4 protein-coding genes, 1 tRNA gene and 1 pseudogene are annotated in these 10,108 nt (G+C 70.4%); 3 read left to right on the forward strand and 3 right to left on the reverse strand.

Annotated elements, in window-relative coordinates:
- Positions 1–7 precede the first annotated feature (7 nt).
- Together CRT60_RS11820 and CRT60_RS11825 are read right to left on the reverse strand one after the other, a co-directional pair.
- On the reverse strand, positions 8–3,205 hold the full coding sequence (locus CRT60_RS11820; RefSeq protein WP_244592431.1) for a UvrD-helicase domain-containing protein: 3,198 nt from the start codon (positions 3,203–3,205) through the stop codon (positions 8–10).
- Positions 3,202–5,943, reverse strand: coding sequence for a PD-(D/E)XK nuclease family protein (locus CRT60_RS11825; RefSeq protein ID WP_098736611.1), 2,742 nt, complete (start codon positions 5,941–5,943; stop codon positions 3,202–3,204). Before CRT60_RS11825 ends, CRT60_RS11820 begins: the two co-directional genes overlap by 4 nt.
- Positions 5,944–6,135: 192 nt before the next feature.
- Here CRT60_RS11825 and CRT60_RS11830 point away from each other — a divergent pair, with 192 nt between their 5' ends.
- The 3 genes and pseudogenes from CRT60_RS11830 to istA all read left to right on the forward strand — a co-directional run.
- Positions 6,136–7,839 (forward strand): CRISPR-associated endonuclease Cas4/Cas1, encoded by a 1,704-nt coding sequence (locus tag CRT60_RS11830; protein ID WP_098736612.1) that lies wholly within the window; start codon positions 6,136–6,138, stop codon positions 7,837–7,839.
- 16 nt (positions 7,840–7,855) lie between these two features.
- Complete coding sequence (gene cas2, locus CRT60_RS11835) at positions 7,856–8,152, forward strand: CRISPR-associated endonuclease Cas2 (protein WP_098736613.1); 297 nt, start codon at positions 7,856–7,858, stop codon at positions 8,150–8,152.
- A 422-nt stretch (positions 8,153–8,574) separates the two neighbouring features.
- A pseudogene (gene istA / locus CRT60_RS11840) lies at positions 8,575–9,714 on the forward strand (IS21 family transposase); the annotation flags it as partial.
- Positions 9,715–9,896: 182 nt separating this feature from the next.
- On the opposite strand, the gene CRT60_RS11845 reads toward istA, so the two are convergent.
- A tRNA-Met gene (locus CRT60_RS11845) sits at positions 9,897–9,973 on the reverse strand.
- Between the last annotated feature and the right edge of the window lie 135 nt (positions 9,974–10,108).

The raw sequence follows: 10,108 nt of genomic DNA on the forward strand, positions 1-10,108 counted from the left end.
CCGCCACTCACCCGACCTCCAGCAGCCGCCCGACCACCGGCATGTGGATGAAGCATCCCAGCACCGGGCGGCCGCTCGCCTCCGCCACCAGCCGGGCGTAAAGTGCCAGCTGGGGGGCGTGCTCCAGGGCACGCTCGCCCCAGCGCTCATGCGGGCCGGGGAAAGCCTTGTGGTCGAGGATCACCCAGCCGGTTCCCGCATCGACCAGCAGGTCGATGCGGCCGGACGCCCGTTGCAGGCCAAGCCGCCCCTGCACCGGCACCTCGCAGCGCCAGCCGGCTCCCGGCCAGCGGGTTGCCAGCGCCCGCCACAGCCGGTCGCCCGCCTCGACCAGCGCCGCCGCTTCCATCCCCGGCAGTCCCCAGCGCTCCAGCAGCCCGGCGGCCAGCGCCAGCCGGCGGGCCGCCGGCGTTTCCGGCCGGTCCACCGCCAGAAAGCCATGCATCGCCTCGCCCAGCCGGGTGATGTCGGCGCCGCCGGGGGTCGGCAGGCGGTCTCCCAGCCGCGTTTCTCGCAGCAGGACGGGGGGCGGCGCATCGGCGGCCGCACGCCAGCGGCTGGGCACGATCCGCAGGGGCGGATGGTCCACCGCCGCCGCCACGGGCAGGGTGAAAGCGGATGGCTCCGGACCGGCGGACGACCGCTGGTCGGTGTCCTCCGGCGGTTCGAAAGCCGCCAGCATGAGCGGATGACTGGCGGAGGCGACGCGCAATTCCGCCTCGCCGCCGGCCGCCGGCAACTGGACCACCGGCACGCCGTCCGCGTCGCGGGGCGCGGTCAGCCACGCGGCCCCGTGCCGGCTCTGGGCCAGGACCAGATAATCCCGCGCCCGCGACAACCCGACATAAAGCAGGCGCACGGCTTCCGCCTGCTCGCGGGCACCGGCGGCGGCCATCTCCGGGCTGGCGTCGGCGGGAGCATCGAGCCCGGCGCCTTTGCGCTGCTTCTCGTAGGGCCAGGGCCACCAGCGCAGCCAGCGCCCGGCCAGTGGATTCCAGGGATCGACGCCATCGGCCGGCCCTTCCACCGACAGGCCGAAAGGCGACGGGTCCGGCCCGTCCTGAAGGTCGAGCGCGATCACCAGCGGCCATTCCAGCCCCTTGGCCTGATGGTAGGTCATCACCCGCACAGCGGCGGCGTCAGTGGCGGGCGGTTGGTCGCCCCCCTTGTCCACATCGGCCAGGAAGCCGATCAGCCCGCCGGCAGTGGCCGCCCCGCGCCGTGCGCGGCAGTCCTCCTCGTAATCGCGCGCCAGGCCGCGCAGGGCGTCGAGATTCGCCAGCCGCCCCGCAGCGTCCCCCCAACGCTTCACCCGTTCCACCACCCCGCCGGCCATCATGGCGATCTCCAGCGCCTCCACCGGCGTCAGGTGCAGAAGCAGCCCGCGCGCGGCGTCGAGCGCCCGCAGCGCCGCCGTCTCCTCCCGCGCCCGCCGGGCGGCGTCGGGCCGCAGCCAGTCCTCCAGCCAGGACGGCTGGCCGCAGCCATCCGGCAGATCTTCATCCGCATGGGCCAATTCCACAATCGCCAGCGTGTCGGCCGGATCGACCAGGTAACGCAAGGCGGCGAGCGCCAGCCCGGCCTCCGGGGTCGAGACCAGCCCCTGCCGCCCGACCGCCACCTTCAGCCCGGCGGCGGCCAGCGCCCGCGCCGCGGCGGCGCACCGGTCGTTCTTGCGGCAGAGGATGGCGATGTCCTCGCCCCGGATCGAACGGGTAAGGCCCTCGCGGTCGCCGCGCCGCCCGACCGGCCAAGCCTCCGGCAGCGCCAGCACGCTCGCAACGCCACGGGCGAGCGCCGCCAGCGCCAGATCCCAATTCTTGCCGCCGAGCGTCCACAACGCCAGCGGCGGCGGCTGGTCGGCACCGTCCTTGCGGGCGCAGCCGCCGACCGTCGCATCCTCCCGCGCGATCCCGAGCGGCGGGAATGCCGCGCCGAACAGGTCGTTGTGGAAGGCGATCAGGCCGGGGCGAGACCGCCAGCTCGTCGGCAGCCGCTCCGTCATGCAGCCGATGGTGACCGGCACCGTGGCGGTCACCGCGTCGATCAGCGCCGGGTCGGTGCCGCGGAAGCCGTAGATCGCCTGCTTGGCGTCGCCGACCCAGACGGAGCGGCGAACCACGCGGGCCAGCCGGAGGAACAGGGCGAGCTGGATCGGGCTGGTGTCCTGGAACTCGTCGACCAGCGCCAGCTCGATCCGCTCGGCCAGCAGGGCGCAGGGCTCGGGTCGCTCCAGCAGGGCCAGCGCCTCGCATTCCTGATCGACGAAATCCACGAGGCCGCGGTCGCGCTTGAAGCGGCCATAGGCCTCCATCGCCTCGGCGGCGCAGCGGAACACCCCGTCGACCAGGGCGCGCAGATCGGCGCGCAGACGGGGATGACGGAGATGGGCGCCGGCCGCCTCGCGAACCGGATCGACCTCAGCGGTCCAGCGCTTGCCGGCATCGATCTTGCCGAGCCGCACCCACTCCGCCCAGGGCAGCGGGCGTCCGTCATCCAGCAGGGCGGCGGCATCCTTCAGGACCGCCAGCGCCTCCGCCGTCTTCTTCACCCCGGTGTCGCCCGCCGCCTCGATGGCGCCGACGGCGGCCGACACCGCATCGGCCAGGGCGCGGTCGAGCGGTTCGCTGGTATCCGCCGCCGCCGGCAGCAGGGCGAACAGCCCGGCGAGCGAGCGCTCGGCCGAAACGGCGAGATCGTCCGGCGCAATGCCGTTAAGCCGCGCCTTGGCGCCGACCTCCTGCACCAGACCGCGCCACTCCGGCAGCCGCAGGCGCCAGGCGGCGGCTTCGACACCGTCGCCATGGCGCAGGATGACCGCATCGGCCGCCGCGGCGAACAGGGCGGCGGCGCGCTCCTCGGCGATCACCTCGGCGACGGGGGAGCGGCCGGCCTCCAGCGCGAAGTCGGCGGCGATGCGGCCGAACAGGGCGTTGACGGTGCCGATCCGGCCGGCCAGCGCATCGCGCGCCGCCTCGCCCAGGCCGGCTTCGAACAGCCCGCCGCGAATGCGCTCCAGCAATTCGGCGGCCGCCTTGCGGGTGAAGGTGGTGGCGAGGATCGCCTCCGGCGCGGTGCCCGCCGCCACCGCGTCGAGGTAGGCGCGGGTCAGCCGGTGGGTCTTGCCGGTGCCGGCGCTGGCCGTCACCAGATCGACGGGGGCCATTCCAAGAGGAGCCGTTCCGTCATGGGATGAACCGTTCATGCGCCGACGCTCCCGACGCCGCACAGGCGCCCGTATCCGCAGAAATTGCAGGGTGGTTCCAAGGTCAATCCGACCGGTTCGTCCGATCCGGGGCCGTCGCCATCGGGAATTCCGGCTGCGCGGATGTCACCGTCGGCCAGACGTTCCAGCGCCGCCAAGCGACCGCTCCAGGCCGCGCGCCAGACCGCCGGCAGGTCGCTGCCCGGCACATGCAGGTGCGGCGGGAAAGGGGCCGGTGCGCAGGCCAGAAGCCGCTGCTGCGCCAGCATCATGTAGCCGGCAGGAACCGCCGGGCCCATCTCTCCGCCGACCAGTCGGCCATAGACCGCAAGCTGGACCGCCCGCCCCTCGGCGATCTCCTGCCGGCGGCGCTTGTCGCTGCCGCTCCATTTCAGATCGAGAACCACAGGCGCGCCGGCCGCCGTTTCCAGCAGCAGGTCGATCCGCCCCTCCAGCGTCACGCCGTCCAGTTCGGTCTCCACGGCAACCTCGCAGCCACGCACCCGCAGCCCGGCCTCGACGATCAGCGCCACCAGCCGGCGGGCCGCCTCCGCCACCCCGACGCGGGCACGCTCCATCTCCAGCCCCAGGCCGGGACGGAGAAGCGGCGCCGCCAGAGCCGGCAGCAGACGGTCGAACAGAGCGGCGGCACGGGCCGCGGCTGCCTCCGGCGTCCAATCGGGCCGCTCGGTCAGAAGCTCCACAAGCACCGCATGGGCGAGCGACCCGAGCAGACGCGACCCATCCGGGATGGCGCGCAGCACGCCGGGCCTGATACCGGCGACATGGTGCAGCACCCAGGCGAACGGACAGCCGAGCAGACGCTCCAGGCTGGTGGCCGACAGCCGGTCCGGCACGGCAACCGCACCGGCGGGAATCCCCCAGCGCGCCCGCGGCAGCGGTGGTGCTCCCGGCTCCATCTCTTTTCGAACGAGGGTTCGTCCAGCCAAGGTCAGGCGGTCCACCGCCAGAGCGGCGCTCGCGGACAGCGGCGGGCAGCGGGCCAGCGCCGGTTCGATCTCGTGCCACAACGGATGGGCAGCGGTCACTTCACCGGCGATCCGGCGCGGCCTGACCAGGATCAGCCGGTCGACCGCATTCAGCAGCGGCAGGCGCCATGCCCAGGCCTCGCGGGCCAGACGCGCGCCCGCGGGTTCCGGCAGGCAACCGACACCGGCCAGCGCCAGACGTTCCGCATTGCTCCAGGGGATGGCGGGCTGGGCGGCTACCGGATCGACGAAGCCCCACCACAGCACGGTGCCGGCCGGACCCCAAAGCTGTCCGGGATCGTCGACCGTCGCCCAAGCCGCCGCCTCGGCTCCGCCGGCCGGCATGGCGACGCCGTCGGCGATCACCATGTCGAGGATGCGATCCAGCTGCGGCCGGGACAGCCGCGGCATCCCGCAGGCGGCGACCACCGCCGCCATCGTTTCCGCCTGATCGGCGACGGTGTCCAGCATCTCGTCGCGGCCGGCGTCCCGGTTTCCCGGCCGAGTTCCAGGGCGGGGTGCCGCCCGCCCGCGTGCCCAGGCCGCGACCCGCCCGCACAACGCCACCGCGGCCGGCACCGGCACCCCCTCCGTCTCCGGAAAGCGGGCACTATCCAGCCAGCCGCGCCAGTCCCGTTCCTCCGCCGCCAGCCGACGCTCCAGTTCCTTGCCCGACAGGCCGCGCGCTTCCAGCCTGCCGCGGCGGCGCTCGCGTGCGGTGCGCCACGCCTCCTGCCAGGCCGGACCGCCAATGCCCGGCGCCTCGACCAGCGCATCGGCGAAGGTTTCCGCCACCCCGGACGGGATCGGCGATTGCGGCAGAGTCAACAGCTCCATCAGGCGATGGGCATCCAGCGGTTCCCATAGCGCGGCAAAAGCCAAAGGCAGCACCTGCGCCGCCCCTCGCCAGGGCGAGCGCCCGGCCCCGCCGGCACGCGGCAGGCCGAGACGGCGGCAGGCCTCGTCCAGCAGAGTGGTGCGCTGGTCCCTGACGATCACCACCTGATGATTGAGGTCCGGCCGGGCGGCGAGCCAGCCGGCCACCACCTCCGCCGCCATCCACTCGTCGTCGGCCTCCAGCACCGTCACGCGACCGTCGCCATCGGCCCCGGCGCTGCGGTCGCCGGCAAGACGACGTCCGAGAGCCGCCAGATCGCCGTCACCCAGCGCGTCCCCCTCCTTGCCCCCCTCTTTGCAGGGCAGGATGCGGACGCCCGCCCCCGCCAGCCGCTCCAGCAGAAGCCGCCAGCCCGGCGGCAGCAATCCCGCCGGCGTGGCGAGGCGCAGTTCCGAAATCGGCAGGGCCGGGGGCTGGGGCAGCAAGCCGGCCAGTTCATCGAGCAGGGCGCGCAGACGGTCGGCTCGGCCGGGGGCCAGCGGTCCGGCGGCCGACCTCTCCGCCGTCGCGAGCGTCGACAGCCGCTCCCCACCGTTGGGGTCCTCACCGCTCCAGCCGGCCTCGACCAATGCATCGCGCCAGCCGAGGATCAGGGCGGCGACCGCCCAGCCATCGGCGGCCAGCGATGCGCTGAAGAAGCGCGCGCCATCGTCCACAGCCCGCAACCGCGCCAGGAATTGGGCGACGCGCAGCACCGGCGGCACATCGGGCCGGCCAAGACCAAGGCAGCTTTCAAGCAGCCCCAGGAGCCCCTCCGGTCCGACCACCGCATCACCGAGCCCATGAATTGCACCGTCGAGCGTTTCCGGCCAGTGGGCGCCGTCCAGGTGCCAGCCGAATTGAACGCGCATGGTCCCCTCCCGCCGCAACCCCATGCACGACCATTGTCCGGCAATATAAACAAAAGGTTGAAAAATCTCCACATTCAATTTTTTTAATTGTCCGATAGTGAAGTTCAATTTCTTTGCGTGTTTCAATAGAGAAATATTCCTCCTTTGGTTACGGGCTCTATGGAACGAGCCATCCGTCAGGGAGTGGTGCCGATGACCGAACAGCTGAGCCTTTCCCTTCCCGCGCCACCGGAGAGCGATCCCGACCTGCTGGTGCCGGCGCGCATGGTCAACGAATGGGTCTATTGCCCGCGCCTCGCCTATCTCGAATGGGTCGAAGGCAGCTGGGCGGCCAGCGCCGACACGGAGGAAGGCAAGCGGGTCCATGCCCGCGTCGATGCCGGACGCGGCACCCTGCCCCCGCCGGAGGAAGCCGACGAGGCTCCTCCCTTCGAGGTCCGCTCCATCGAGCTGTCGTCCGAACGGCTGGGGCTCGTCGCCAAGATGGATGTGATCGAGGGTGACGACGGCATCCTCACCCCCATCGACTTCAAGAAGGGCAAGCGCCCCCATGTGGAGGGCGGTGCCTATGAGCCGGAAAAGGTCCAGCTCTGCGCCCAGGCACTGGTGCTGGAGGACAACGGCTACCGGGTGGGCGACGGCTTCCTGTGGTTTTCCGGCAGCCGGGAACGGGTGCCGGTGGCATTCGGCGAGGATTTGCGCGCCCGCACCTCCGAAGCGGCTTCCGGCCTGCATCTGGCCGCGGCCGCCCGGCGCATCCCGTCACCGCTGGACAACAGCCGCAAATGCGCAAAATGCTCGCTGCTGCCGATCTGCCTGCCGGACGAGGTCAACCTGTTCCGCAGCGGCGGCCCGCCGCGTACGCCACCGCCGGCCGCCGATTCGACCATGCCGCTGTATGTTCAGCAGCCTGGAGCGCGGGTCGGCAAGAAAGGCGACCTGCTGGTCATCACGGTGGAGAACGAGCCAGACCGCGAGGTCCCGATCGGCGAGGTGTCCGAACTGGTGCTCGCCGGTCCGGTATCGCTGTCCACGCCGGCTCTGCACGCGCTGGTGCGGGAGGAAACCCCCATCGCCTGGATGTCGAGCGGCTTCTGGTTCATGGCCACCACCGGCGGCCGCGGGCCACGCAGCGCACATGCGCGCGAAGCGCAATATGCCGTGCGCGGCGACGCCTTTCGCCGGCTGTTGTTCGCCCGCGACCTCGTCCGGGCGAAGCTGCGCAACCAGCGCACCATCCTGCGCCGCAACTGGCGGGCGACGGAGGCCGAGCGCGACCATGCCGCTGAAACGCTGAAGCGGCTGGCCGAGCGCACCGCGAAGGTCGCCTCGCTGCCGGAACTTCTGGGCGTCGAGGGCGAAGGGGCGGCGGCCTATTTTCGCGCCTTCCCCTCTCTGTTCACCGACAAGGTGGCAGGACTGCCGGAGTTCGGCTTCGACCGGCGATCGCGGCGTCCGCGGGCCGACCCGGCCAATGCCTGCCTGTCGCTGTGCTATTCGCTGCTGGCGCGCAGCTGCGCCACGGCGCTGGAGATCGCCGGGCTCGATCCCTGGGCCGGCCTTTACCATGCCGACCGGCCGGGCCGCCCTGCGCTGGCGTTGGATCTGATGGAACCCTTGCGGCCGATCCTGGCCGATTCCACCGTGCTGATGGCGCTGAACAATGGGGAACTCTCGCCCAGTGATTTCATCACCGTGGGACCGGGCTGCAACCTGACGGTCGCGGGGCGGCGGAGCCTGATCCGCGCCTTCGAGCGGCGGCTGGATCAGGAGGCTTCCCATCCGGATTTCGGTTATCAGATCTCGATGCGGCGGATGCTGCATGTGCAGGCACGATTGCTGGCCCGCCACCTGCTGGGTGAGTTCGACCGCTACACGCATTACTGCCCGCGATGAGCGAGAGGAGCCGCCTATGGCCGGCAACGAGCGTCTTTACATCGTGACTTACGACATTGGCGACCCGAAACGGGGACGGCGGGTTTTCAAGGCGATGGAGGGCTATGGCCGCTGGCTTCAGCTTTCGGTTTTCCAGTGCCGCCTGACTCCGCGCCGCCGGGCGGCCCTGGGCGCCCGGCTGGACGGCCTGATCAAGCCGTCGGAGGATCACGTCCTGATCATGGACATCGGTCCGGTTGAAACGGTGGATTTGCGGATCGAAAGCCTTGGCCGTCCATTCGACACGATCCAACGCGAGGCGATCGTGGTGTGAGGGCGGCGGAGAATGCTATTGTGGAGGTTCGCCGATCCTTTTGCGAGGGGTCCGGTACCTGTCGAAATGCCGGCACCGCTCGAATCTCCCAAATGGTTGTCGGCGCTTGGTTCTTTGACATCGTGAAGAACGAATACGGATCGGAAGCCGGCCTGACGTCCAGGAAATGAGATACCCCTCGAAACCGGCGTCATTTTTGACTATAAAACAACAGGGTAGAGTGATGGGTCTTTCCTGGGCGGAAACGCCTGGGCCTCATTGAAGCCCAATATCAAGATCAGGATTGTACGGCTGCTCCAGACTTTCCTGGGCGGAAACGCCTGGGCCTCATTGAAGCACGGGTGGCGGCGTGTCAGGCGACACGTCAAACTGCCCCCTGGCGCCATAAGGAATTGCCCCCTTGAGAGAAGGGGACTTGAGGGATGGCGAGCTTGAACGAGGCTTTTCCGCGGGGCATTGAACCGCGGAGGGACGTGATGAAGGCGCCGGATGACGTGTCGGCGATGCTGAAGCTGAAGGCGCTGGGCTGGGGCGTGAAGTGGATTGCGGCGGAACTGGGCTGCTCCAAGCACACGGTGAAACGGTGACTTGGTCTGGGAGGCTGGCGTCCGTGCGCGTCACCGTCGCGGTCGAAACGGCGGGATGATCACGGTGATTGGCTGGCCGAGCGCTTCCGTCGACACGCTGGGAATGCCGACGTGATCCGGCAGGAACTGGCGCGGGAGAAAGGGATCGTGGTCAGCCTGCGGACGGTGGAGCGGGCGGTGGCGCCGTTGCGCCGGGAGCTGGTCGCCCAGGCGCGGGCGACGGTGCGCTTCGAGACGCGGCCGGGCGAGCAGATGCAGATCGACTTCGGCGTCCGTCGCATCGAGATCGGCGGGGTGGCGACGGTGGTGTTCCTGTTCGTGGCGACGCTGGGCTTTTCCCGCCGGCTGCATGTGCGGGCCTACGGGCATGAGAAGCAGGACAGCTGGTTCGACGGCCTGGAAAGCGCCTTCCGGGCCTTCGGCGGTGTGGCCGAGGAGGTGTTGCTCGACAACGCGCGGGCGCTGATTCTGCACCACGACGTGGCCAGCCGGGAAGTGGTGCTGCACCCGCGCCTGCACGCCTTCGCCCGGCACTGGGGCTTCCGGGTGCAGGCCTGCGCGCCATACCGGGCGCGGACCAAGGGCAAGGACGAGCGTGGCGTCGGCTACGTCAAGCGCAACGCCATCGCCGGCCGGTTCTTTGCGACCTGGGCGGAGTTGGAAGCGCATCTGGAGGCCTGGACGAGGGACATTGCCGATCAGCGGTGTCACGGCACGACCGGCGAAGCACCGATCGAGCGTTACCGGCGGGAGGAGGTCCAGGCGCTGAAACCGCTGGCCGGCATCCCACCCTTTACCACGGCGCGGGACTTGGTTCGCCGGGTCGGCACGTACTGCGCGGTGGAGGTCGACGGCAACGCCTACTCGGCGCCCTGGCGGCTGATCGGCGAGCGGGTCCGGGTGGTGGAAGCCGGCACGGTGCGGGTTCTCTATGCCGGCCGCGAGGTGGCGATCCATGCCGACTTGAAGGGGCGGCACTCATCGACCGGAGGCCTTGCGCAAAAAATCGCGCTCCACCACCAACGGTACCCGCGGCGTCGAGATCGAGTTGGAGGGCGATCTCGTGGCGTTGCTCAGCCTCGGACTGGGCGTAAACGCAGCGAAGGCCGGCGCTTCGGAAGCGGCCGGCCTTCGGGAACAGGTGTGTTCGGTAATGGTGGTTGCGGGGGCAGGATTTGAACCTGCGGCCTTCAGGTTATGAGCCTGACGAGCTACCGGGCTGCTCCACCCCGCGGATGTCTGTCATGTCGGACGATGGATGTCGTGAAGATGTAAGCATGCATGCTTTCGGATTGAAGCGTCTCTTGTGCCTGAGCGACCTGGCGGCGACCTACTCTCCCACGTCTTAAGACGCAGTACCATTGGCGCG

The organism is Azospirillum palustre, assembly GCF_002573965.1.
GTDB lineage: Bacteria > Pseudomonadota > Alphaproteobacteria > Azospirillales > Azospirillaceae > Azospirillum > Azospirillum palustre.